At 67.1% G+C, this 24,714-nt stretch carries 16 protein-coding genes; 11 read left to right on the top strand and 5 right to left on the bottom strand.

Annotated features, from left to right (window positions below):
* Positions 1 to 71 precede the first annotated feature (71 nt).
* The 4 genes from N0K08_RS13085 to N0K08_RS13070 are packed head-to-tail and all read left to right on the top strand — an operon-like array spanning position 72 to position 7,757.
* Complete coding sequence (locus N0K08_RS13085; RefSeq protein WP_408642950.1) at positions 72 to 4,193, top strand: YhdP family protein; 4,122 nt, start codon at positions 72 to 74, stop codon at positions 4,191 to 4,193.
* Entirely contained in the window at positions 4,190 to 4,999 is an 810-nt protein-coding gene (locus N0K08_RS13080; protein ID WP_261500816.1) for a carbon-nitrogen hydrolase family protein, read from the top strand. The genes N0K08_RS13085 and N0K08_RS13080 overlap by 4 nt, the downstream gene beginning before the upstream one ends.
* Before the next feature lie 9 nt (positions 5,000 to 5,008).
* A complete protein-coding gene (locus N0K08_RS13075) occupies positions 5,009 to 7,123 on the top strand; it encodes a PAS domain S-box protein (RefSeq protein ID WP_261500815.1) in 2,115 nt (704 codons plus the stop codon).
* 4 nt (positions 7,124 to 7,127) lie between these two features.
* Positions 7,128 to 7,757, top strand: coding sequence for a response regulator transcription factor (locus N0K08_RS13070; RefSeq protein ID WP_261500814.1), 630 nt, complete (start codon positions 7,128 to 7,130; stop codon positions 7,755 to 7,757).
* Between the two features lie 215 nt (positions 7,758 to 7,972).
* On the opposite strand, the gene N0K08_RS13065 is transcribed toward N0K08_RS13070, so the two are convergent.
* Entirely contained in the window at positions 7,973 to 8,623 is a 651-nt protein-coding gene (locus tag N0K08_RS13065) for an OmpA family protein (RefSeq protein WP_261500813.1), read from the bottom strand.
* A 157-nt stretch (positions 8,624 to 8,780) separates the two neighbouring features.
* Positions 8,781 to 8,942 carry a hypothetical protein gene (locus N0K08_RS13060; protein WP_261500812.1) on the bottom strand — a complete coding sequence of 54 codons (162 nt, stop codon included), beginning with the start codon at positions 8,940 to 8,942 and terminating at the stop codon, positions 8,781 to 8,783.
* On the opposite strand from N0K08_RS13060, the gene mltA reads away from it, so the two are divergent.
* Positions 8,941 to 10,116 (top strand): murein transglycosylase A, encoded by a 1,176-nt coding sequence (gene mltA / locus N0K08_RS13055; protein ID WP_408642949.1) that lies wholly within the window; start codon positions 8,941 to 8,943, stop codon positions 10,114 to 10,116. The two genes, N0K08_RS13060 and mltA, sit on opposite strands and share 2 nt — an antisense overlap.
* A gap of 171 nt (positions 10,117 to 10,287) precedes the next feature.
* Positions 10,288 to 10,938: a hypothetical protein gene (locus N0K08_RS13050; RefSeq protein WP_261500810.1), complete on the top strand. Its 651-nt coding sequence runs from the start codon at positions 10,288 to 10,290 to the stop codon at positions 10,936 to 10,938.
* A 17-nt stretch (positions 10,939 to 10,955) separates the two neighbouring features.
* On the opposite strand, the gene N0K08_RS13045 is transcribed toward N0K08_RS13050, so the two are convergent.
* Together N0K08_RS13045 and N0K08_RS13040 are read right to left on the bottom strand one after the other, a co-directional pair.
* A complete protein-coding gene (locus N0K08_RS13045) occupies positions 10,956 to 12,716 on the bottom strand; it encodes an MFS transporter (protein WP_408642948.1) in 1,761 nt (586 codons plus the stop codon).
* A 218-nt stretch (positions 12,717 to 12,934) separates the two neighbouring features.
* Complete coding sequence (locus N0K08_RS13040) at positions 12,935 to 13,438, bottom strand: Lrp/AsnC family transcriptional regulator (protein ID WP_261500809.1); 504 nt, start codon at positions 13,436 to 13,438, stop codon at positions 12,935 to 12,937.
* Between the two features lie 176 nt (positions 13,439 to 13,614).
* Between N0K08_RS13040 and N0K08_RS13035 the strand changes: the two genes are divergently transcribed.
* The 5 genes from N0K08_RS13035 to N0K08_RS13015 all read left to right on the top strand — a co-directional run bounded on the left by N0K08_RS13035 (position 13,615) and on the right by N0K08_RS13015 (position 23,180).
* Positions 13,615 to 17,262 (top strand): indolepyruvate ferredoxin oxidoreductase family protein, encoded by a 3,648-nt coding sequence (locus N0K08_RS13035; protein WP_261500808.1) that lies wholly within the window; start codon positions 13,615 to 13,617, stop codon positions 17,260 to 17,262.
* Between the two features lie 301 nt (positions 17,263 to 17,563).
* Positions 17,564 to 17,899: a preprotein translocase subunit YajC gene (gene yajC, locus N0K08_RS13030; protein WP_261500807.1), complete on the top strand. Its 336-nt coding sequence runs from the start codon at positions 17,564 to 17,566 to the stop codon at positions 17,897 to 17,899.
* Between the two features lie 99 nt (positions 17,900 to 17,998).
* Positions 17,999 to 19,891 (top strand): protein translocase subunit SecD, encoded by a 1,893-nt coding sequence (secD, locus tag N0K08_RS13025; protein WP_261500806.1) that lies wholly within the window; start codon positions 17,999 to 18,001, stop codon positions 19,889 to 19,891.
* A gap of 12 nt (positions 19,892 to 19,903) precedes the next feature.
* Positions 19,904 to 20,854 carry a protein translocase subunit SecF gene (secF, locus tag N0K08_RS13020; protein ID WP_261500805.1) on the top strand — a complete coding sequence of 317 codons (951 nt, stop codon included), beginning with the start codon at positions 19,904 to 19,906 and terminating at the stop codon, positions 20,852 to 20,854.
* Between the two features lie 34 nt (positions 20,855 to 20,888).
* Positions 20,889 to 23,180, top strand: a complete 2,292-nt coding sequence (locus N0K08_RS13015; RefSeq protein ID WP_261500804.1) for a DUF1631 domain-containing protein — start codon at positions 20,889 to 20,891, stop codon at positions 23,178 to 23,180.
* A 146-nt stretch (positions 23,181 to 23,326) separates the two neighbouring features.
* Here N0K08_RS13015 and dprA read toward each other — a convergent pair whose 3' ends face one another.
* Positions 23,327 to 24,481 (bottom strand): DNA-processing protein DprA, encoded by a 1,155-nt coding sequence (dprA, locus tag N0K08_RS13010; RefSeq protein ID WP_261500803.1) that lies wholly within the window; start codon positions 24,479 to 24,481, stop codon positions 23,327 to 23,329.
* Between the last annotated feature and the right edge of the window lie 233 nt (positions 24,482 to 24,714).

The raw sequence follows: 24,714 nt of genomic DNA, 5'->3' as shown, positions 1-24,714 counted from the left end.
ATGACATCCCCTTGACTGCTGCCCCTTGCAGGGACCGCGGGTGATAATTCCTGGCATTGACCGGCCCACCAATGATCGAACCCCAACCGCACCCCACACGCCTTCTCCATTGGATGGCAGGCATTGCGCGGTGGTCACTGGGATTGCTGCTGGCCTTCTGGCTGCTGCTCGCCACCGTGTGGGGGGTGCTCCATGGCTTCATTGTGCCGCGAATCAGCGAGTACCGTCCGCAGCTGGAAAGCCTGGCCGCGCGCACCTTGGGGATACCGGTGCGCATAGGCGCCATCACGGCGCACAGCCAAGGCCTGATGCCGGTTTTCGAGCTGCAGCAGGTGGAATTGCAGGACGCCCAGGGCCGCAGCGCCTTGCAGCTGTCGCGGGTGGTGATCGCCGTGTCGGCGCGCTCCCTGCTGCGCCTGGGCGTCGAGCAGCTGTACATCGACGCGCCCCAGCTGGAAGTGCGGCGCGATGCCCGCGGCCAGCTATGGGTGGCGGGCTTGGCGCTGCCGCCGCCGGACACCGGCAGCAGCCCGGCGGCCGACTGGCTGTTCTCGCAAACCGAAATCGCCATCCGCGGCGGCAGCCTGCGCTGGGAGGACGAGCTGCGCCAGGCCCCGCCGCTGTCCCTGCACCAGCTGGATCTGGTGGTACGCAACCAGGGCTGGCGCCACCAGATACGTCTGGACGCCACGCCCGACAGCGACTGGGGAGCGCGCTTCACGCTGGCCGCGCATTTCCACGAGCCCCTGCTCTCGACCCATGAAGGCGAGTGGCAGCGCTGGACCGGCCAGGCCTACGCCCACTTCCCGCAACTGGACGTGTCGCGACTGGGCCAGTACCTCGATTTGCAGGGCGCGAGCCTCACCCAGGGCCGGGGTGCGCTGCGCGCCTGGGTCGATATACGCCGCGGACAGGTCCAGGAGCTGACCACCGATCTGGCGCTGAACGCCGTCGAAACCCAATTGCGCGCCGATCTGCCGCCGCTGTCGCTCAAGGCCTTGCAGGGACGACTCAGCGCCGAGCGCCTGCCGGGCGGCTATGCGCTGCGCGGCCAGGCACTGGCCTTCGAAACCGGCGACGGCCTGGTCTGGCCGGCCAGCCAGTTCTTCCTGCGCCAAACCCAGGCCGAAGCCGCCGCCGCCGGGCGCGGACCGCTGGGCGAGCAGGGCGAACTGCGCTTCGAGCAGTTGGACCTGGCCATCGCTTCCGCGCTGGCCAGCCGCCTGCCCCTGGACGAGGCCGTGCGCGACGCCTTGCTGGCCCTGGATCCGCGCGGCCAGGTCAAGGCACTGCGCGCCACCTGGCGCGGGCCCAGCGACCAGCCCCTGCAATACGAAGTCAACGGCGAAGTGCAGAACCTGGCGCTGTCGGGGCAGCCCGCCGCGCACGGCACTGGCGTTCCCGGTGTCGAAGGCCTGCAGGCGCAGTTCTCGCTCAATCAGCTCGGCGGCTCGGCCCAACTGCGCATGGCCGACGGCGTGCTGCACCTGCCTGGCGTGTTCGAAGACCCGGTGCTGCCGCTGACCCACCTCAGCGGCGAAGTGCGCTGGCAGGTCGACGGCGAGCACCTGGCCGTTCAGACCCGCGAGCTGCGCTTTGGCAATGCCGACGCCGAAGGCCAGGCCCAGGCCAGCTGGCACACCGGGCGGGGTCAGGTCCCGCGCTTTCCCGGCGTGCTCGATCTGACGGGCAGCCTGCGCGACGCCGACGGCAGCCGCGTGCACCGCTACCTGCCGCTGGAAATTCCCGCCGATGCGCGCCACTATGTGCGCGACAGCGTGCGCGCCGGTCAGGCCAGCCGGGTGCAGTTCAAGGTCCAGGGCGATCTCAACCATATTCCGTTCGAGCAGCCGGGCCAGGGCGAATTCCACATCGCCGCCCAGGTCCACGACGTGACCTATGCCTACGTGCCCGTCTCGCTGCAGTCGGCGGGCGAAAAACCCTGGCCGGCGCTGACCGGCCTGTCGGGCGAGCTGGTGTTCGACCGGGCCTCGATGAGCGTGCGCAACGCCCAGGGCCGGATCGCCGGCCACTCGCGGCTGCAGCTGCAGCAGATCCAGGCCCGCATCGCCGACCTGTCCCACACCCGCGTCGAAGTCCAGGCCAAGGCACGTGGCGAGCTGAGCGAAATGTTCGGCTACGTCGCCGGCTCGCCGGTGGGAGCCTTGACCGAACACGTGATGGACCAGGCCCAGGCCAGCGGCAACGCCGACCTGCGCCTGCAACTGGACCTGCCCATAGACCATCTCATGCAGTCCAAGGTGCAGGGCAGCGTGACCCTGGCCGGCAACAGCCTGCGGCTGATGCCCGAAGTGCCGCAGCTGAGCCAGATCCGCGGCGCCGTGCAGTTTTCCGACACCGGTTTTTCGCTGTCCGGCCTGCAGGCCCAGGCCCTGGGCGGCCCGGTGCGTTTCGACGGCGGCCTGCAGGTGGATACCAAAGCGCCCATCACGCAGTCACCGCTGAAGCTGCGCGCCACCGGCACGGCCAGCGCCGAAGGGCTGCGCCAGGCGACCGAACTGGGCCTGCTGGCCGACATCGCCCGCGCAGCCCAGGGCCAGGCCGACTATGTTCTGGACCTGGGCGTGCGCCGCGGCACCCCGGAAATCACCGTCACCAGCAGTCTGCAAGGCCTGGCGCTGGACCTGCCCAGCCCGCTGGGCAAGCCGGCGGCAGCGGCCCTGCCGCTGCGCTTTGCGCATGTGCTCGCACCGTCGGCATTGGTCACGTCCAGCGCCAAAGCCGAGCTGCCGCCACTGCACGACGAAATCTCGCTGCAATGGAGCGACTGGGGCAGCCTGCGCTACCTGCGCGATGCCAGCAGCTCGCCCGCCAAAGTGCTGCGCGGCGCGCTGGCCATCGGCCTGCCTGGCCAGGCCCTGGCGCCCACGGAGCTGCCGGAACGCGGCGTTAACGTCCAGGCGACACTGGCGACGCTGGACGTCGACGCCTGGCAGACCGCGCTGCGGCAGCTGGCACCCCAACCCACGGCAGCTGCAACAGCATCGGCATCGCCCGACGCACTGCAAGCCTATCTGCCGGATACGGCGGCGATCAGCGCCCAGCGCCTCATGACCTCCGGCCGCACCTTGCACGCCCTCAGCGCCAGCGGCGCACGCCGCGGCAGCCTGTGGACGGCCACGGTGGATGCGCGCGAGCTCAGCGGCTACCTCGAATACCGCGAAGGCCAGCCGGCCGACCCCGCGGGCCAGATCTATGCGCGCCTGGCCCGACTGGCCGTGCCGCAGAGCGCGGCCAAGGAAGTCGATGCCCTGCTCAGCCCGCAACCGCACAGCCTGCCGGCGCTGGACATCGCCGTGGACGCGCTGGAGCTGTTCGGCCGCCCCATGGGACGCTTTGAAGTCCAGGCTCGCAACCGGGAAAGTCCGTCCGGCACCGGCGCGCGCGAATGGCAGTTGGCCCAGTTCAACATCACCAGTCCCGAAGCGCGCCTGCAGGCCAGCGGCAGCTGGGGCCTGCAGCCGGGCCTGCCCTACCAGCCGCGCACCGCCCTGGACTTCACCTTGACCATCGAGGACACGGGCCTGCTGCTGAGCCGCTTTTCCATGCCCGGCGTGGTGCGCAATGGCCGTGGCAAGCTGGGCGGCCAAGTCACCTGGAACGGCTCGCCGCTGGCCCCGGACTTTCCCTCGCTGAGCGGGAAAATGCACCTGGACATCGCCTCGGGCCAGTTCCTCAAGGCCGACCCGGGGCTGGCCAAGCTGCTGGGCGTGCTGAGCCTGCAGGCCCTGCCCCGGCGCCTGACGCTGGATTTCCGCGACGTCTTCAGTGAAGGCTTTGCGTTCGACTTCATCCGCGGCGATGTGCAGATCGCGCAAGGCATTGCACGCAGCAACAACCTGCAGATGAAAGGCGTCAACGCCGCCGTGCTGATGGAAGGCCAGGCCGACCTGCTGCACGAAACGCAGAACCTGCATGTGGTGGTGGTGCCGGAAATCAATGCCTGGACCGCTTCGCTGGTGGCCACGGCCATCAACCCGGTCGTGGGCCTGGGCAGCTTTCTGGCGCAGATGCTGCTGCGCGGCCCGCTGATTGCCGCCACGACCAAGGAATTCCGCATCGATGGCTCCTGGTCCGATCCCCAGGTCCACGCCCTGTCATCCACCAAGGCCACCGCGCCAGAAGTGCCCGCCGCCGAACCCACACCCGTCCCCCCAGGAGAAGCCAAATGAAAGTCGCTGCCTTGCAAATGGTGTCCACGCCCGATGTGGGAGCCAACCTGGATGCCGCCTGGCAATTGCTGCAGCAGGCCAGCGACGCCGGCGCGGAGCTCGCGGCCCTGCCCGAGTATTTCTGCGCCATGGGCCTGCGCGACACCGACAAGCTGGGCTTGCGCGAAGCGTTCGGTCAGGGTCCCATCCAGGACTTCCTGGCCCGCGCCGCGCGCGAGCTGGGCCTGTGGATTGTCGGCGGCACCCTGCCGCTGGCGGCCGATGACGACCAGCATGTGCACAACAGCTCGCTGGTGTTCTCCCCCGACGGCGACTGCGTGGCGCGCTACGACAAGATCCATCTGTTTCGCTACGACAATGGCCGCGAACGCTACGACGAAGCCCAGGTCATCGCCGCCGGCCACGAACCCGTGCAGCTGGACATCACCGACCGCGGCGGCGAGCGCTGGCGTCTGGGCCTGAGCGTCTGTTACGACCTGCGCTTTCCCGAGCTGTACCGCGCCCAGCAAGGCTGCGATCTGCTGCTGGTGCCCAGCGCTTTCACCCACACCACGGGCCAGGCCCACTGGGAGATCCTGCTGCGCGCCCGGGCGATTGAAAACCAGGCCTATGTGCTGGCGCCGGCCCAGGGCGGCCACCACGCCAACGGGCGCCACACCTGGGGCCACAGCTTGGCTGTAGACCCCTGGGGCCAGGTTCTTGCCGAAATCGTCCAGGGCCCGGGCCTGGCGCTGGCCCAGCTCGATCGCCAGCGGCTGCAAAGCGTTCGCGCCCAACTTCCCGCACTGCAACACCGCATCCTGTAAGCCTTTTAGATGATTCCCCTGCCCGATCCCCAGACCCTGCCTTTCCCGGCGTCGCCCGACAGCGCCACGCCAGGCGACGTCGGCGACCCGCACTCGACCCGCTGGCCCTGGCGCCGCTGGCGCAGTACCTGGCGCCGTTGGTCGCTGTGGACCCTGCTGGTGGCACTGGTGGTGAGCATGCTGATCACCCTGGTCTGGCTCGCGGGGCGCTACGAGGCCGTGCAGGTGCAGGACCGACTGGACCTCGACGCCGCGAATGCCGTGGCCGACATCCGCACCGCGCTCAACCGCAACCTGCAGGACTTGCAGGCCCTGGGCTCCAGGGACAACGATCAGCAGGAATGGCGCGCCCGCGCCGCCGAAGTCCTGCAGGTGCGCCGCGAAATCGTGCGCATCGAATGGCGCGACGCGCGGCTGCAACTGCGGGCCGCGGCCGACACGCCCTACCGGCCCATGCAATGGGACGAAAGCCAGCGCGAAGACAGCCAGTCCCATGCCCAGCTGACCTGCGCCAACGCCCGCCGTCTCAACGGCCCGGCCTATTCGGCGAGCTACTTCCAGCTGCTGGGCGACGGCCTGGGCTCGGAGATGATGGAAGTCTGCCTGCCGCTGTCGCATGCCGGCCGCTACGAAGGCTTCATCGTCGCGACCTATGCGCTGCAAAGCATTCTGGTCAGCCAGGTCAGCAAGAACCTCTCGCACAGCCAGGAAGTCTCGTTCACCGAGCCCGACGGCACGCGGCTGGCCCTGGTCGGCGCGGCCTGGCGCGGCACGCGCGTGTTCACGTCCCAGCAAATCCTCGACCTGCCGGGCAATATGCTGGTGCTGCGGCTGGACCACTGGCACCGCGCGCCCAGCGTGTTCCCGAACGTGCTCACGGCCCTGGTCACGACCATGGCCATTGCCCTGGGCACGGTGCTGGTGATTCTGGTGCGCGACAACCGCCGGCGCCTGCGCGCCGAGCGCGACCTGGGCGAAGCCCTGGCGTTTCGCAAAGCCATGGAGGACTCGCTGATCACCGGCTTGCGCGCGCGCGACCTCAAGGGCCGCATCAGCTATGTCAATCCCGCGTTCTGCGAGATGGTGGGCTTCACTTCCGAAGAATTGCTGGGTCTGAACTTCGCGCCCTACTGGCCGCCCGAGCTGTCCCAGGAATACCACCAGCGCCAGCTCAAGCGCCTGGCAGGCAAGGCGCCGCCGTCGCGCGAAGGCTACGAATCGGTGTTCATGCGCAAGGACGGCACGCGTTTCCCGGTGCTGATCTTCGAAGCCCCGCTGATCAGCGCCCAGGGCCGGCACACGGGCTGGATGAGCGCCTTCCTGGACATCAGCGAACAGCGCCGCATGGAAGAGATCTCGCGGGCTTCGCAAGAGCGCCTGCAGGCCACGGCACGCCTGGCCACCGTGGGCGAAATGGCCTCGCTGCTGAGCCACGAGCTGACCCAGCCGCTGGTAACCATCTCCAGCTACGCCACGGGCTCGCTCAACATGCTGGCCCAGCACGACCTCGCCAGCGCCAACGCGGCCGCACTGCGCCAGGAGCTGCAGGAACTGCGCACCGCCATGCAGCGCATTGCCCACCAGGCCGAACGCGCGGGCCGGGTGATCAAGAGCGTGCGCGACTTCGTGCGCCGCCGCGACCAGTCGCGCGAAGAAGTGCATGCCAGCGAGCTGATCGATGCCGTGCTGCCCCTGGTGCGCATGCAGGCGCGCAAGCTCGGCGTGCGCGTGATCACCCAGCTCGACAACGATTTGCCGCCCGTGCTGTGCGATCCGACCATGGTCGAGCAGGTACTGCTCAATCTGGCGCGCAACGGCACCCAGGCCATGGACCGCATCAACACCCAGCCGCGCGAGCTGACGCTGCGCGTGCGCCACACCGCCACCAGCGCGCACGCCAACTGGCTGGAGTTTTCCGTGATCGACTGCGGCAGCGGCATCGAGGACGCCGTTTCCGACCAGCTGTTCACGCCGTTTTTCACCACCCGAGAAGAAGGCATGGGCCTGGGCCTGAGCCTGTGCCGCACCGTGATCGAACAGCATGGCGGGACGCTGCGCCACAGCCCCCACTTGCCGCGTGGTACGGTGTTTAGCTTTACGCTGCCTGTTCCCCCACAGAATTGATCCCATGGAACCCGTCCAAAACGCCACCGTCTATATCGTGGATGACGATGCCGATGTGCGCGAAGCCCTGGCCTGGCTGCTGCGCTCGCGCCGCCTGCTCAGCGAGGCCTTCGATTGCGCCGAGTCGTTTCTGGCCATGCTGCAGTCCCAGCCGCCGCCGCGCGACCCCTGCTGCCTGCTGCTGGACATGCGCATGACCGGCATGAGCGGCCTGGCGCTGTTCAACCAGTTGCTGGCCGAAGATCAGCTCGCGGCCATGCCGGTGATTTTTCTCACCGGCCACGCCGATGTGCCCACGGCCGTGGACACGGTCAAGCGCGGCGCCTTCGATTTTTGCGAAAAGCCGTTTTCCGACAACGCGCTGGTCGACCGCATCGTGCAGGCGCTCACCGTCTCCGACCAGCATCTGGCGCGCATGCGCGAGCGCGACGCGCTGCGCTCGCGCCTGACCGACCTGACCGAACGCGAGCGCGACGTGATGCGCCTGGTGGTCGAAGGCATTCCCAACAAGCTCATCGCCGACCAGCTGGACATCAGCGTGCGCACGGTGGAAGTGCACCGCTCGCGGGTCTTCGACAAGATGCAGGTCAAGTCGGCCGTCGAACTGGCCAATCTGCTGCGAGCGCATGGGTAGCCCCCACGCTCGCCCACTGCGTGTGGCTCGCTGCCCCCCAAGGGGGCCGTCGCCGCCTTGGGGCGGCCCGGCGGCGGCGAGCGTGGGTCTTGCTGGCGCTCTGCCGCGGCTACCAGCGCCCTCTGCTGGCACCGCACGTATTGCGCTGCGCCCATGGGGCCAGGCGCAAAAAAAGGCCTCGCACTGCGAGGCCTTTTTCAGGGAAAGCGCTTAAATTAGCGGGGGCGTTCGCCCACGAAGATTTCCACGCGGCGGTTGCGTGCGCGGCCGTCGGCCGTGCTGTTCGAGGCGATGGGCTCATAGGAGCCGCGGCCTTCGGTCTGGATGCGCGTGCCGCCCACGCCACGGGACGTGAGGTAGTTGCGCGTGCTGTTGGCGCGGGCCAGCGACAGCGGGTTGTTGATGGAGTCCGAGCCCGTGCTGTCGGTGTGGCCAACGATGCGCACATCGGTGTTCACATTGGCGCGCAGGCCTTCGGCAAAGCGGTCGAGCACGGGAGCGAAATTGCCCTTGATGTCCGAACGGCCGGTATCAAACGAAATGTCGCTGGGAATGTCGAGCTTGAGCTGGTTGTCGGCCGTCTGCGTCACGCCGATGCCCGTGCCCTGGGTCGCGGCTTCCATTTCGCGCTTTTGCTTTTCCATGTTCTGCGACCAGATGTAGGTGCCCAGGGCACCCACGCCCGCGCCCACCAGGGCACCCGTGCCGGCCTTGCCGCCCGTGGCCGAGCCGAGCACGGCTCCGGCCAGTGCGCCCACGCCCGCTCCCGTGGCCGTACGGCGCTGGGTGTCCGACATATTCATGTTGGCACAGCCAGAAATGAACAGGACCGCAGCCGTTGCGGCCACCACTATGTTTTTGCGCATAAAAACTCCTTCGCGTGAATGAACCAGGCTACGGCCTGCCTGTCCTCATGAATGCATGAAAAATCCATGGCAAGCGGCCCATTGTGTAAAACCTATTATCGAGCAGCCTATCAGCCTGGCATCCGCCCCATCGTAGGACAGAGACCACATCACCACCTCAATGCGGCGGCCCCGGGGCCTTGGGCGGAACATCCGGGTCCGGCGCCTGCGGCGGGGCCACGGGCAACTCCCCTCGCTTGCGCCCGGAAAACATGGTCCACCAGACAATTGCGACCAAAACGATCAATGCCAACAGTGCTTCAAGCAAAATCAGTCCCATGAACTTTCACCTCCTGCGCCTTGCTTCAATGGCGTTGATTGTAGGAACGCTCGCCGCCTGCTCCACCGCCCCGGTGTCGACCGTCGATCCTTCCCCCATCCCCGAGCTCCTGCCCCACGGCGCCAGAGCCGGCCAGCCCGCCGTCACGGCAGCACCGGCCACCTTTGCCAAAAGCCGTTGGCTGCCCGTGACCTGGAGCGAAGTGCCCGGTTTCGACAGCGATACGCTGCACGAAGCCTGGAATGCCTGGCTCAAGAACTGTGAACGCCCGACGCCCGCCTTTGCCGGCCTGTGCAGCGAAGTGCGCCGCCTGAGCATCGCCAACGGCGACGAGCAGCGCGCCTGGATGCAGGCCAAGCTCCAACCCTACCGGGTGGAAGCGAGCAACGGCAACGCCGACGGCCTGCTGACGGCCTATTACGAGCCCCAGCTGGACGCCGCGCGCCAGCAAGGCAATGGCTACAACGTGCCCCTGTACCGTCTGCCCGCGGGTTTCGGCACGCGCAAGCCCTGGTACTCCCGCCAACAGATCGACACTCTGCCCGAAGCCCAGGCCGCGCTGGCCGGGCGTGCCATTGCCTGGCTGCGCGACCCGGTCGATGCGCTGGTGCTGCACATCCAGGGGTCGGGGCGCCTGCGCCTGGTCGAACCTAACGGCCAGGTCCGCCTGGTGCGCGTGGCCTATGCCGGCACCAACGACCAGCCGTACAAAAGCGTGGGCCGCTGGCTGCTGGACCAGAATCTGGTGCGCGACGCGACCTGGCCGGGCATCAGCGCCTGGATCGCGGCCAACCCCGCGCGGGTCAATGAAATGCTGTGGAGCAATCCACGCTATGTGTTCTTCCGCGAAGAACCGCTCGAAGGGCTGGACGCGCAGTTCGGCCCCAAGGGCGCCTTGGGCGTCGCCCTGACCCCCGGCCGCTCGATTGCCGTCGACCGCCAGAGCATCCCCTACGGCACACCGGTGTGGCTGTCCACGCCCGGCCCCACGGTGGCGCTCAACCGCATGGTCTTCGCCCAGGACACGGGCAGCGCCATTCTGGGTGCCGTGCGCGCCGACTACTTCACCGGCTGGGGCCAGGAAGCCGGCGACATTGCCGGACGTCTGAAGCAAAACCTGCGGCTGTGGGCCTTCTGGCCGCGCCACCTGACGCCGGGTTCGGCCAGCAATTAAGCCGCGCCCACCTTTCAAGCCAGGGCGCCCAGGCTTGAAAGCATTACACCGGTGCATGCGTACCGCCTACCTGCGCACCCGCCCGCCACCGACCCGGCGCGGGTGCCGTGAGGCGGGAAGATGCCAACGTCTACGTTGCATTCTTTCACCCCACCACCTTGCAGGCACCGCATGCCCACCCATCCCAACCAAGCACCCGGCACCCATGGTCCCCAGGCACCGAGCAACTCATCCTGGTTCAGCGATCCCGATAACGAGGACATCCAGGTCTTTCGCCCCAGTGGTCTATCGCATCTGCCCCACTCCGCGCCCACCGAGACCGGCCCCCTGCATCCACCGGAGCTGCTGAGGCAGCCCCGATATACCCCGGACGCCACCGCCGCGCCGCCGCAGCCAGCCAGCGCTTTCTCCCCCCTGTCCGAGACCCTGGAAGCACCTGTGCTGGAATACGTGCCGTCGCTACAGCTTCACGTGCTCCTGCCCGCCCCGTCCACCCTGTCGCCCGATCTTCTGCCCCTGGGAATGAACTTCGCTCGGGAGGCGTTCTTCCGCGCCGCCATGCAGGGGCTGGCGATCCCGTGGGATGGCACGGGCAGCGCGACCGTACGGTCTGTCGCCCTCCACTCCCTGGCGCCCGCCGCCCCGGTCCGCACGCTCACCCTCCCCCAGGAGGATTCGGCCTTCGCTCCCGCCGAAGCACCGACGCCGCATGCACCGGCCACCACCGCCACCACGGCCGCCTCCGCCCCGGACATGTCGCCGCCCGATGAGGTGGCGGACCTGGTGGGCTCCCTCAGCCATCACGGCTACCTGAGCGAATAGCCCGTCGCCTGCTGCGTTCAGGGCGTATCCGCGAAGTACCGTGTCACCAGCGGCGGGCTGTCACCCACGTGAAAGCTCAGCTTGCGGTCGCGCAGCGCCACGTCGGAGGCCGTCACGCGGTCGAAGCGGCGCAGGTGCTCGGTCCAGGACTCGTCGATGATCTGTTCGACGAAGTGCTCGGGCTGGCTCATGCTGTGCAGCAGGCTCCAGCCCAGCGCACCCTGGCGCATGCGGCTGCGCCGGCTCTCCTGCATCAGACGGCGGAATTCCTCGGTGCGCCCCGGGTGGATGATGTATTCGATGGTGACCACCACGCGCCCGGCTTCGGGCGCCATGGTGGCCGTGGGCGCCTTGAAGGCCTTGGACGGACTCAAATCCTCTTCCATCTGCCGGTCCGACGACAGGCGCTGCACCAGCGCCATGGAGATCACACCGCAGATCGCGGCCGTGATCAGACTGGTCTGCACCGAAGTGACCGACGCCACCTGGCCCCACAGGGCCGCGCCAATGGCCGTGCCGCCCATGATGGACATCTGGTAGATCGACATGCCGCGCGCGCGCACCCAGTTGGGCAAGGCCATCTGGGCCGCCACGCCCAGGGTATTGGCGGTGGCGATCAACGCCATGCCGGCCAGCAGCATCCCTGCCACGGCCACAGCCAGGTGCGGCGCCAGGGCCACGCCCACGGTGGCCACGGCCTGCACGCAGATGCCGGTGAACACCAGCCGCTCACGCGGCAATGCCTGGCGCAGGCGCGGCAGCAAGGTGGCGCCGATGATGGCGCCCGCGCCCATGGAGGCCAGCAGCAGGGTGAACGTGCCGGCACCGCTTTCGCTGCCCACATGCAGGCGCTGCGCCGTCAGCGGCAGCAAGGCCATGACGGCCGTGGACTGGAAGAAAAAGCAGATGGTGCGCAGGATCACGGCCCGTATGCGCGGCGACTCGCGCACGAACTGCACGCCGACCCGCATGGCGCTGGGCAGGCGTTCGCGCCCCAGCGGGCTGTCGGCATGCTGGCGCTTCCAGCGGATCAGCACCAGGGCCGACACCACGGACAGCACGGCATTGAGCACGAACACCCAGGCGCTGCCCAGGCTGGCGATGATCGCGCCCGCGAGCAGCGGGCCGGTGATGCGCGAGGCATTCATGGCCACGCCGTTGAGCGCCATGGCCGAAGGCAGCTGCTGCCGGGACACCAGTTCGGGAATCAGCGCCGAGAACACCGGCCAGCGCATGGCCAGGCCGATGCCGTTGGCGAACGTCAGGCCCAGCAGCAGATAAGGCGTCATATAGCCCGACAGCACGGCCAGGCACAGCACCACGGCCACGGCCGCGACCCAGAACTGGGTGACGATGAAATAGCGCCGCCGGTCGAGAATGTCGGCCAGCGCGCCGCTGGGCAAGCCCAGCAGGAACACCGGCAGCGTGGAAGCCGACTGCACCAGGGCCACCAGCACCGGCGAGGTGGTCAGCGAGGTCATCAGCCAGGCGGCGGCGACGTCGTTCATCCACATGCAGGTATTGGCCGCCATCCAGATCAGCCACAGCATGCGGAAGGTAGGCGTGGCCAGCGGCGCCCAGACCGCCTGCGAGGCCTTGGCCTGCGCCGCCTGGCTGGCCGCAGCCTGGGCGCTGGTGCGGTCCGCATCCGTCATGCCCGACGGGTCTTCCAGCAACCCTCCCCCGGGCGGGCGGCCCGTCACGGAAGGTGGGCGGGCGTCCACGCCTGTCGGCGGCACATGGGCGGAAGGCGGTGGGGTCAAAATCTCGTCTGGCATGTGCTGCGATTTTGCTTGAAATTTGCGCCCCCCCCTGAGCGGCTCACGCCGCTTCCCCCTCTCATCCTTCGGTGGAGGGGGACGGCAGCCTCGGTGCGGGGGGCCGCCTAGGTGCGGCCCTTCCTCGCTACCCCTTTGCTGGGGCGCGCCGGTTTCACAGGCTGCGAGCGATGCGAACGCCGAAAAAATACCCCATGCCTGGGCTGTGGATAACTTGTCTAGCGGCCGTAGCCGCTGCCCGTCCCCTGGCCCAGCAAGTGCTCCAGCGGCAAGGCCGAGCTGGCCTTGATTTCGCCCAGCGAAAAGCTGGTGTGCACATCTTTCACGTTGGGCAGGTTGAGCAGCACATTGCGCGCGAACTGCGCGAAGGTGTCGAGGTCGCGGGTCACGACCTGCAGTTCGAACGTGCCCGAGCCGCTGATGTAGTGGCAGGACACGACTTCGGGAATCTTGCGGATCGCCTCCTCGGTCTCCATCGTCAGCGGCCCCGACATGCGCACCGCATCCAGCCGCACAAAGGCCAGCACGCCCAGGCCGATCTTGTGGCGATCGATTTCCGCGTGGTAGCCCTTGATGAAACCGGCCTCCTCCAGCGCCCGCACCCGGCGCCAGCAGGGCGCGGCCGACAGGCCTACGCGCTGGGCCAGCTCGGCGTTGGTCAAACGGGCATCGGCCTGCAGCTGCGTCAGGATGGCTACGTCGAATTTGTCCAATGTGTTCAAAATCACCCCAGTTAGAGCAAGAATCTTTCCAAGAATACCGAAAACAGCGCAAAGAACGCAATCACCTGTCGCGGACTCAGGAATACACTTGCCAGTGGATAGATCTATAACGAAGTGCTGCGACGTCACCCACGAACCGCAAGAAATGCACTCTTCCATATCGATGGAGACAATACATGAATGCCCCTTTGCCCGAGCACGTGCGGCGTGCGCTCGAGACCGTCACGCTCGATGACAAATATGCGCTGGCCCATGGCCGCGCTTTCATGAGCGGAGTGCAGGCCCTGGTTCGCCTGCCCATGCTGCAGCAGCAGCGCGACGCCGCCGCCGGTCTGCACACCGCCGGCTTCATCAGCGGCTACCGCGGCTCCCCCCTGGGCACCTACGACCAGTCGCTGTGGGCCGCCAAGAAGCACCTGGCCCAGCACGACATCGTTTTCCAGCCCGGCGTCAACGAAGAACTTGCCGCCACCGCCGTCTGGGGCACGCAGCAGCTCGACATCTACCCCGACACCAAGAAGTTCGACGGCGTGTTCGGCATCTGGTACGGCAAGGGCCCGGGCGTGGACCGCTGCTCCGACGTGTTCAAGCACGCCAACATGGCCGGCACCGCCAAGCATGGCGGCGTGCTGGCCATCGCCGGCGACGACCACATCAGCAAGAGCAGCACGGCCGCGCACCAGAGCGACCACATCTTCAAGGCCTGCGGCACGCCGGTGTTCTTCCCCAGCAATGTGCAGGACATCCTCGACATGGGCTTGCATGCCATCGCCATGAGCCGCTTCTCGGGCCTGTGGTCGGGCATGAAGACCATCCAGGAAGTGGTCGAGTCCTCGTCCAGCGTCTCCATCGAGCCCGACCGCGTGAACATCGTCCTGCCCGAGGACTTCATCATGCCGCCCGGCGGCCTGCACATCCGCTGGCCCGACGCACCGCTGGAGCAGGAAGCCCGGCTGATGGACTACAAGTGGTACGCGGCCCTGGCCTATGTGCGCGCCAACCGCCTCAACCACAACGTGGTCGAAGGCCCCAATGACCGCTTCGGCCTGATTGCCAGCGGCAAGGCCTACAACGACATGCGCCAGGCGCTGGTCGACCTGGGCCTGGACGACGACGTCTGCCGCCATCTGGGCATACGCGTGCACAAGGTCAACGTGGTCTGGCCGCTCGAAGCCACGATCACGCGCGACTTCGCCCAGGGCCTGCAGGAAATCCTGGTGGTCGAGGAGAAGCGCCAGGTCATCGAATACCAGATCAAGGAAGAGCTCTACAACTGGCGCGCCGATGTGCGCCCCAACGTGCTGGGCAAGTTCGACGAGGGCGATGGCGACCAGACCGGCGGCGAATGGAGCCAGCCCAACCCCAGCCAGAACTGGCTGCTGCGCCCCAAGGCCGACCTCACGCCGGCCATCATCGCCAAGGCCATCGCCAAACGCCTCAAGAAGCTGGGCGTGCCGGACGACATCCTGGCCCGCATGGACCAGCGCATCGCCATCATCGACGCACGCGAGCGCGCCCTGGCCGCGCCCCTGGTCGAGACCGGCGAGCGCCAGCCCTGGTTCTGCAGCGGCTGCCCGCACAACACCAGCACCCGCGTGCCCGAAGGTTCGCGCGCCGTGGCCGGCATCGGCTGCCACTACATGACCACCTGGATGCCCGACCGCAACACGTCGACCTTCACCCAGATGGGCGGTGAAGGCGTGACCTGGGTCGGCCAGCAGCCGTTCACCACCGAGTCCCATGTGTTCGCCAACCTGGGCGACGGCACCTACTTCCACAGCGGCCTGCTGGCGATACGCCAGAGCATCGCCGCCGGCGTCAACATCACCTACAAGATTCTCTACAACGATGCTGTCGCCATGACAGGCGGCCAGCAGGTGGGCGAACGGCCTGAAGGCCACTCGGTCGCCCAGATCGCCCACAGCCTGCGCGCCGAAGGCGTGGTCAAGCTGGTGGTGGTCACCGACGAGCCCGAAAAATACGTGGGCCGCACCCACCATGTGACGGGCAGCGCGGCCCGCGCCGGCCACCCCGAACTGCTCGACGACCTGCCCGCGGGCGTCGAAGTCTTCCACCGTGACGAGCTCGACCGCATCCAGCGCGAGCTGCGCGACGTTCCCGGCTGCACGGCACTGATCTACGACCAGACCTGCGCCACCGAAAAGCGCCGCCGCCGCAAGCGCGGCACCCTGGCCACGCCGGACCGCACGGTGGTCATCAACGAGCTGGTCTGCGAAGGCTGCGGCGACTGCTCGGTGCAGTCCAACTGCCTGTCGGTCGAGCCGGTGGACACCGATTTCGGCCGCAAGCGCCGCATCAACCAGAACAGCTGCAACAAGGACTACTCCTGCCTCAAGGGCTTTTGCCCCAGCTTCGTCACCGTCGAGGGCGGCAAGCTCAGAAAGCCCAAGAAGGAAAAGAAAGGCCAGCTGTCGCTGCTGCCCCCGCTGCCCGAGCCCGTATTGCCGGTCGCCGAGAGCGCCTGGGGCATCGTCGTCGGCGGCGTCGGCGGCACGGGCGTGATCACCATAGGCTCGCTGCTGGGCATGGCCGCCCACCTCGACGGCAAGGGCGTGGTCACGCAGGACGCGGGCGGACTGGCCCAGAAAGGCGGCGCCACCTGGAGCCACATCCAGATCGCCAACCGGCCTGAAGCCATCTACACCACCAAGGTCGATACCGCCAAGGCCGACCTGGTGATTGGCTGCGACGCCATCGTCGCGGCCCACAAGTCCACGCTGGCCGTGATGCAGCCGGGCCGCACTTTCGTCGCCCTCAGCACCCATGCCACGCCCACGGCCGCCTTCGTGCACGACCCGGACTGGCAGTTCCCCGGCGGCAACTGCGCCAGCGCCATCGAGAGCGCTGTCGGCGCCGGCCTGGTCGGCAGCCTGGACGCCGAACAGGCGGCCGTGCAATTGCTGGGTGACAGCATCTATGCCAACCCGCTGCTGCTGGGCTATGCCTGGCAAAAAGGCCGGGTGCCGCTGTCGCACGCAGCGCTGATGCGCGCCATGGAACTCAACGGCGTGCAGGTCGAGAACAACCAGGCGGCGTTCGAATGGGGCCGCCGCTGCGCCCACGACCTGGCAGCCGTGCAGGCCTTGTACCAGGCCACGCAGGTCATCCACTTCGCGAAAAAACCTGGCCTGGAGGAAATCGTCGTCAAGCGCGTGGAATTCCTCACGGGCTACCAGAACGCGGCCTATGCCGGCAGCTACAAGGCGCTGGTCGACCAGGTGCATTCCGCCGAACAGGCGCTGGACAAGGGCACACGCCTGTCCCAAGCCGTGGCGCGCTATCTGTTCAAGCTGATGGCCTACAAGGACGAGTACGAAGTGGCCCGCCTGCACACCGACCCGGCCTTCACCGCCAAGCTCGAGCAGATGTTTGAAGGCGACTACAAGCTGGTCCACCACCTGGCGCCGCCGCTGCTGGCCAAGAAGGATGCGCAAGGCCATCTGGTCAAGCAGCGCTTCCAGCCCTGGATTCGCAGCGCCTTCACCTGGCTGGCCAAGGCACGCGGCCTGCGCGGCACCAAGCTGGACCTGTTCGGCTACACCGCCGAGCGCCGTACCGAGCGCGCGCTGATAGCGCAATACCGCGCCGACATCGCCGAGCTGCTGCAAGGCCTGAGCGCCGAGCGCCTGGCGCTGGCCGTGGAAATCGCCAGCGTCCCCGAAGACATCCGGGGCTACGGCCATGTGAAGGAACGCCACCTCGAAGCGGCCCGCGCCAAGCACGCCAAGTTGCTGGAGCAATGGCGCAAGCCAGCGGCTGCGGACGCTGCAGCAGTGCCGGCACGCGACGCCGTAGCGCACTGAAACGCGCCCTTTGGGGAACTTGTCACGCCCGCCCGGCCCCAAGCCTGGGCGGGCGTGCTATTTGTGGTGGGCGGAAATCAATTTTGATAGCATCAGACGCTGCGAGCAAAATGTGCGACACCGGAAACCAGCAGCCAGAACAAATCACTCCAGCGGCTGCCAAAAACCCAAAGGCCTACGGGTCGGGCCTGTAGTCGCGCAGAAACGCCCGCATACAATGTTCCGTTACCCATTCGGTGCGCAGTCGCGCAACCGGACAGGAAGCCATTTTTTTTGACCATCCATTTGTGGAGTCTTCGCCGTGTTTATTTCTTCTGCTTTTGCCCAGACCGCCCCTGCCGCTGCCGCCGAGGGCACCGGCATCATGGGTTCGCTCACCGGCATGCTGCCGCTGGTGCTGATGTTCGTGGTGCTGTACTTCGTGATGATCCGTCCCCAGATGAAGCGCCAGAAAGAGCACCGCGCCATGATCGACGCCCTGGCCAAGGGTGACGAAGTCGCCACGGTCGGCGGTCTGATCGGCAAGGTCACGGGCCTGTCCGATGGCTTCGTCCAGGTCGAGATCGCTTCCGGCGTGACCGTGCAGCTGCAACGCAGCGCCGTGACGCAAGTGCTGCCCAAGGGTTCGGTCAAGTAATTTTTTCGCAGTCGAAGACCCTGTTGTCTTCTTCCTGGCACGGCACCTGACCGCAGGACGCCGTGCCCATTGTGCTTTCTGAGAGATACGAGCGCGATCATGAACCGATATCCGGTCTGGAAATACGCGATCATCGTGATCGCGCTGCTGGTGGGTGTGCTCTACACCCTGCCCAATTTTTTTGGTGAAGCGCCTGCCGTGCAGGTGTCTTCCGTCAAGACCTCCGTCAAGGTGGACAACGCTGTGCTGCAGCGTGTGGAAGAGGCACTCAAGGCCGCCAACGTCACGCCCGACGTCCTGGAGCTCGAAGGCAACTCGGTGCGCGCGCGTTTCAACACGCCCGACGAGCAGCTCAAGGCCAAGGACGTGATCCAGCGGGCCCTGGTGCCCGATGCCAATGATCCCGCCTACATCGTGGCGCTGAACCTGGTGTCGCGCTCGCCCGCCTGGCTCACCGCCATCGGCGCCAAGCCCATGTACCTGGGCCTGGACCTGCGCGGTGGCGTGCACTTCATGCTGCAAGTGGACATGCAGGCCGCGCTGACCAAGAAGGCCGAGTCCTTCACCGGCGACCTGCGCACTTCGCTGCGCGACAAGGGCATCCGCCACGGCGGCATTTCGCGCGACGGCCAGTCCATCGAAATCCGCCTGCGCGACGAAGCCACGCTGACGGCCACACGCAACCTGATCGCCGACCAGTACCCCGACCTGCTGGTCACCAGCCAGCCCGACGGCAGCGAATTCCGTCTGCGCGCCGCCATCAAGCCCGAAGCCATGCGCCGGGTGCAGGAGCAGGCGCTCAAGCAGAACATCGTGACCCTGCACAACCGGATCAACGAACTCGGCGTGGCCGAACCGGTGATCCAGCAGCAAGGCCTGGACCGCATCGTGGTCCAGCTGCCAGGCGTGCAGGACACGGCCAAGGCCAAGGACATCCTGGGCCGCACGGCCACGCTGGAAGTGCGCATGGTGGACGAGTCCGCCGAAGCGCGCGCCGCCGAAATGGGCTCGGGCCCCGTGCCTTTCGGCGCCGAGAAGTACCTGGACCGCAGCGGCCAGGCGGTGATCGTGAAGAAACAGGTCATCCTGACCGGCGAAAACCTGACCGACGCCCAGCCTGGCTTTGACGGCCAGACCCAGGAGCCCACCGTGAACCTGACGCTCGATGCCAAGGGCTCGCGCATCTTCAAGGACATCACGCGTGAGAACGTGGGCAAGCGCATGGCCATCGTGCTGTTCGAAAAGGGCAAGGGCGAAGTCGTGACGGCGCCCGTGATCCGCGCCGAAATCAGCGGCGGCCGCGTGCAGATTTCCGGCCGCATGACGACCATGGAAGCCAACGACACTTCGCTGCTGCTGCGCGCCGGCTCGCTGGCCGCGCCCATGGAAATCATCGAGGAATACACCATCGGCCCCAGCCTGGGCGCCGACAACATCGACCGCGGCATCCACTCCGTGGTCTGGGGCATGGTGGCGATTGCCGTCTTCATGTGCGTTTACTACATGATGTTCGGGATCTTCTCGACCGTCGCGCTGTCGATCAACGTGCTGCTGCTGCTGGCGATCCTGTCCATGCTGCAAGCCACGCTGACCCTGCCCGGCATCGCGGCCATGGCCTTGGCCCTGGGCGTGGCGATCGACTCGAACGTGCTGATCAACGAGCGCATCCGCGAGGAACTGCGTGCCGGCGCTTCGCCGCAGGCGGCCATCAGCGCGGGCTACCAGCACGCCTGGTCGACCATTCTGGACTCGAACGTGACCACGCTGATCGCCGGTCTGGCCTTGCTGGCCTTTGGCTCGGGCGTGGTGCGCGGCTTTGCCGTGGTGCACTGCATCGGCATTCTGACCAGCATGTTCTCGGCGGTTTTCGTTTCGCGCGGCCTGGTCAACCTCTGGTATGGCAACCGCAAGAAGCTCAAGCAAATCTCGATCGGTCAAATCTGGAAGCCCGAGGACGCATCACAGTTGCGCTCGGTAGCGTCCAAGAAATAAGGGAGGAAGACCATGGAATTCTTCCGCATCAAAAAAGACATCCCGTTCATGAAATACGCGTTGATCCTCAACGCGATTTCCCTGCTGACCTTCGTGCTGGCCGTGTTCTTCCTGTTCAGCCGCGGCCTGCACCTGTCGGTCGAGTTCACGGGCGGGACCGTGATGGAAGTGGCCTACGTCCAGACAGCCGACGTGGGCAAGGTCCGCGAAACGGTCACGAAACTGGGCTACGCCGACGTGATCGTGCAGAACTTCGGCACCTCGCGCGACGTGATGATCCGTCTGCCGGTGCAAAAGGGCGTGACTTCGGCCCAGCAAAGCGAGCAGGTGCTCACTGCGCTCAAGGCCGCCGATCCCGAAGTGACTTTGCGCCGCACCGAGTTCGTCGGCCCGCAGGTCGGTGAAGAACTGATGCACAACGGCCTGATGGCCCTGGGCATGGTGGTTCTTGGCATCGTGATCTACCTGGCGTTCCGCTTCGAGTGGAAGTTCGGGGTCGCGGCCATCATTGCCAACCTGCACGACATCGTGATCATTCTGGGCTTCTTCGCCTTCTTCCAGTGGGAGTTCTCACTGGCGGTGCTGGCCGGCATCCTGGCCGTGCTGGGTTACTCGGTCAATGAATCGGTGGTGATTTTCGACCGGATCCGCGAAACTTTCCGCAAGTTCCGCAAGCTCAACACGCACGAAGTGATCGACCACGCCATCACGTCGACCATGAGCCGCACCATCATCACCCATGCCTCGACCGAAGCCATGGTGCTGTCCATGTTCTTCTTTGGCGGCCCCAGCCTGCACTACTTCGCACTGGCGCTGACCATCGGCATTCTGTTCGGCATCTACTCCTCGGTGTTCGTCGCCGCCGCCATCGCCATGTGGCTGGGCGTCACGCGCGAAGACCTGGTGAAGTCGCCGAAGAAGGACCACGACGCCAACGACCCCAACGCAGGGGCCTCGGTCTAGGCGCGCAGCGCCTGGCTGCGTGAAAGTAGGGACCATGCCGGCGGCCCTCCCTACGTTGTCCTCCGCCCAGGCCGTTGGCCTGGTGCACAAGGCACGCCAGCAACTGGTGCAAGGCCTGGTCCAGGCGCTGCCGGGCCTGGCCGCGCAACTGGACGCGTTTCTCTGCGAGCTCGCCGACCAGGTCGGCACCCAGCGCGAAATGCAGGACCGCCAGGCGGCCAGGCAACGCTTTCGCCTGCTGCGGACCGACTGGGTACAAGCCTGCTGCAGCGCATTGAACGCGGCGCTGGCGGAATCCATCCGGCCGGCCCCACCTTCCCGCCACGCCAGCCTGACGCAACCCGGCACGTTCGAGCTGCTCAGCGACGATGCCATCGAAAACCAGATTCAGGCCTCCCGCCTGGCCTTGGCAGCCAGCGAGCTGGCCGGCAACAGCTTCGAAGCCCTGCGGCTGCGCAGCCAGTGGCTGCAGCGCCAGGAACTGGCCGCCGACGACTTGCTGCGCCCCGAGACTTTCTGCCAGCTGCTGGTCGTCCAGTGGCAAAACTGTGACTTGCCACGCACCGATCTGCAAAGCCTCACGGCCCCGCTGCAGACGGCCTTGGGCGAGCTGCTGCAAGCCCAGTACGCGGCGCTGCACCAGCTCTACGACCGCCAGAACGTGCCTCCGTCCAAGGACCTGACCACGATACGCCGCAACCCGGACACCACGCCTTTGCCGTTGCACGCAGCCGGGTCCCCTGCCGCTGCCGCCAGCCCCATTCCAGTCCCCCGGCATCCGCTGCTGCGCGCACGCCAGCGCGCCCAGGATGTGCTCCAGCAGCTGCGCCAGCTGGTCCAGCCGGCGGGCGGCCTCGCGGCGCGGGCGCCAGGCCGGGCCACGCCAGGCCGGGCCACGCCAGGCCGGGCCGCGCCAGGCCGGGCAGAACCCGCCTCGCAGCCTTTGGCCCAGGCGCTCGCCGACCAGAGCCTGCAGGATGCCAGCGACTACGTTCCGCTGCCCTCGGGCCGTGCCGCCATCGACATCGATATTGTCCAATTGGCCCAGGCATTGCGCCAGCGCTCCAATGTCTGGAAGCAGCAGACTTCGGTGCCCAGCGAACGGGCCGCCATCGAAGTCGTGGCCTTGATGTTCCAGAGCATCCTGGCCGAAGACCGCATTCCGCCGTCGATACGCGTGTGGTTTGCCCGCCTGCAGTTGCCGGTGCTGCGCGTGGCACTGGCCGAGCCGGAATTCTTCAGCAACCTGGAGCACCCCGCACGCCTGCTCATCGACCGCATGGGCGCCTGCGTGATGGGCTTCGACGCGACCAGCATGGGCGGCAATGCGCTGGAAGCCGAGATCCGCCGACTGGTGCAAATCATCGAGCAATACCCTGAAACCGGCCAGCGGGTGTTCGTGCTGACCCACCAGGAGTTCGAGGATTTTCTGGCCCGCTACCTTACGCAGGAGCAGTCCAAGACCCGCATCATCACCCTGGCCCAGCAGGTCGAGCAAAAGGAAACGCTGACCATCCAGTACACGATAGAGCTGCGCCGACTGCTCAAGGACATGCCGGTACGCGACGAACTGCGCGACTTCCTGTTCCGCGTCTGGGCCGAAGTGCTGGCGCTGTCGGCCGTGCGCCACGGCCCGGCCCACGCACACACCCTGGCGTTCAAGCAGACCGCCAGCGATCTGGTCTGGGCCGGCAGCGCCAAGCCCACGCGCCAGCAGCGTGCGCAGCTGATCCGCAGCCTGCCCCATTTGCTGCAGCGTCTGCGCGAAGGCCTGACGCTGGTGGGCATGGATACCGGCGTGCAGGCCGAGCAGATCAAGCGGCTCACCGATACCCTGGCCGAAGCTTTCATCGCCAAGACGGCGGCGATTGCGCCCGAGGACCTGGAGATCATGGCCCAGCGCCTGAGCCGCCTGGAAGACTTCATGACCGAAGACGGGCCGCAGGACGACACGCCGCTGTCGGCCGAAAACATCGAAATGCTGCTGGGCGTGGACATCGTCGGCCTTCATGTAATGGCCAGCACCGCCAGCCCGGTCGACCCCACCCTGCGCGAATGGGCCTGCGCCCTGCAGCCCGGCAGCTGGTTCACGCTCGACCACAACGGCGCCAGCGTGCAAGTGCAATACGCCTGGCGCAGCAACCAGCGCCAGCTGCACCTGTTTGCCACGCTGGACGGGCAGTGCTATTTGATGCCGCTACAGCGGCTGGCCAGCTATCTGCAATCGGGCCTGCTGCAATGGTATGACGCCGAAGGCCTGACCCTGCGCGCCACACGCGACGCCCTGGCCAAGATCGAAGCCAATCCGGAACGGTTGCAGGCTTGAAAAAAATAAGCACCCCCTGAGCCGCTGACGCGTCTTCCCCCTCTCATCCTTCGGTGGAGGGGGACGGCAGCCTCGCTGCGCGACGGCGCTTGCTCGCTGCCCCCTTGCTGGGCCGCGCCAGTTTCATGGGCTGTGGAGCGTGGAGGCTAACCCCTCTCCAGCCGCTGGAACAATCCACCCGGCAGTCTTGCCACCCTCCCCGCGAGCTCCAGCTCCAGCAAGGCCGCCTGCAGGTGCGCCGCATCCCAGCCGGTGCGCGCCACCAGTTCATCCAGGCCGAGCGGGCCAAAACCCAGGGCCGACAACAGACCCCCATGGACCGGACTGGCAGGCGGCGGGGCTGTCACGCGGGGCGGCGGTACGGGCTGGCGCAGGGGCAGGCCCTGCAGTTCATCGAGCACATCCTGCGCCGTCTCCACCAGCTTGGCGCCCTGGCGGATCAAGGCGTGGCAGCCGCGCGACTGCGGCGCGTGGATGGAGCCGGGAATGGCAAACACTTCACGGCCCTGCTCCACGGCCAGGCGCGCGGTGATCAGCGAGCCCGACGCCAGCGCCGCCTCGACCACCAGCGTGCCTTGCGCCAGGCCCGCGATGATGCGGTTGCGCTGGGGGAAATGGGCGGCCAGCGGTGGCGTGCCCAAGGGGTACTCGCTGACCAGCAGGCCCTGGCGGGCAATGCGCTGCGCCAGCGCCTCATGCCGGCGTGGATAGATCTGGTCCAGGCCCGTGCCCAGCACGGCAATCGTGGCCGGACCGGCGCCTGGCACCGCGCAGTCGGCCTCCAGTGCCCCCGTGTGCGCGGCGGCATCGATGCCCAGGGCCATGCCCGACACGATGCTGAGGCCGGCCGCGCGCAACTCGCGGGCAAACGCCAGTGCATCGATGGCGCCCTGGGCAGTGGGGTTGCGGCTGCCGACCATGGCCAGCGCCTGCTGCGGCGGAAACACAGGTCCGGCGCCCGAGAACATCTCGGCCGCGCCAGCGACGTACAGCAGCAGCGGCGGATCGGCGGTTTCCAGCAGGCCCACGGGGTAGCGCGCATCGCCCAGCGTGATCACCGCGTGCACCAGCCCTGCGGGCGGGGACTGCAGCCATTGCTGCGTGGCCTGCAGCGTCTGCTGCTGCTGCGCGGACAAGGTCCGCAGGGCCGTGGTTTGCGCAGGCGTGAGCAGGGCCGTGGGAAGCTGCTCGAACACCGCGGACGCCGATCCGCACTGCGCAAGCAGACGCCGGGCCACAGTCCGGTTGATGCCCGGTGTGAGCGACAACCTCAGCCAGGCTGACAGTTCAACAGAGTCCAAGGTCTTCTCCTCGGCACCGACAACTCAATTTTTCATGATGCGCGCGCCACACGCGATGGGCAAGCGTAGTTGGTATTTTTTTCTCAGCGCATGCACGAACAACAGCCCATGCAACTGGCTCGGCCCAGCAAGGGGGCAGCAAGCGAGGCTGCCGCCCCTAGCCGGGCGCCCCCTCCACCGAAGGATGAGAGGGGGGAGCCGGGGCCGGCCATCCGGCGTGAGCGGCTCAGGGG

The sequence above is a fragment of the Acidovorax bellezanensis genome (assembly GCF_025421555.1).
GTDB classification, from domain to species: Bacteria; Pseudomonadota; Gammaproteobacteria; order Burkholderiales; family Burkholderiaceae_C; genus Comamonas; species Comamonas bellezanensis.
The sequence above is the reverse complement of the archived record's forward strand: the minus strand, read 5'-3'. Positions and strand labels throughout refer to the sequence as shown.

Excerpts from the sequence above, each read along its gene's own strand:
- N0K08_RS13085 (WP_408642950.1), top strand. The coding sequence starts at position 72 with ATGATCGAACCCCAACCGCACCCCACACGCCTTCTCCATTGGATGGCA.
- N0K08_RS13080 (WP_261500816.1), top strand. The coding sequence starts at position 4,190 with ATGAAAGTCGCTGCCTTGCAAATGGTGTCCACGCCCGATGTGGGAGCC.
- N0K08_RS13075 (WP_261500815.1), top strand. The coding sequence starts at position 5,009 with ATGATTCCCCTGCCCGATCCCCAGACCCTGCCTTTCCCGGCGTCGCCC.
- N0K08_RS13070 (WP_261500814.1), top strand. The coding sequence starts at position 7,128 with ATGGAACCCGTCCAAAACGCCACCGTCTATATCGTGGATGACGATGCC.
- N0K08_RS13065 (WP_261500813.1), bottom strand. The coding sequence starts at position 8,623 with ATGCGCAAAAACATAGTGGTGGCCGCAACGGCTGCGGTCCTGTTCATT.
- mltA (WP_408642949.1), top strand. The coding sequence starts at position 8,941 with ATGAACTTTCACCTCCTGCGCCTTGCTTCAATGGCGTTGATTGTAGGA.
- N0K08_RS13060 (WP_261500812.1), bottom strand. The coding sequence starts at position 8,942 with ATGGGACTGATTTTGCTTGAAGCACTGTTGGCATTGATCGTTTTGGTC.
- N0K08_RS13050 (WP_261500810.1), top strand. The coding sequence starts at position 10,288 with ATGCCCACCCATCCCAACCAAGCACCCGGCACCCATGGTCCCCAGGCA.
- N0K08_RS13045 (WP_408642948.1), bottom strand. The coding sequence starts at position 12,716 with ATGCCAGACGAGATTTTGACCCCACCGCCTTCCGCCCATGTGCCGCCG.
- N0K08_RS13035 (WP_261500808.1), top strand. The coding sequence starts at position 13,615 with ATGAATGCCCCTTTGCCCGAGCACGTGCGGCGTGCGCTCGAGACCGTC.
- secD (WP_261500806.1), top strand. The coding sequence starts at position 17,999 with ATGAACCGATATCCGGTCTGGAAATACGCGATCATCGTGATCGCGCTG.
- secF (WP_261500805.1), top strand. The coding sequence starts at position 19,904 with ATGGAATTCTTCCGCATCAAAAAAGACATCCCGTTCATGAAATACGCG.
- N0K08_RS13015 (WP_261500804.1), top strand. The coding sequence starts at position 20,889 with ATGCCGGCGGCCCTCCCTACGTTGTCCTCCGCCCAGGCCGTTGGCCTG.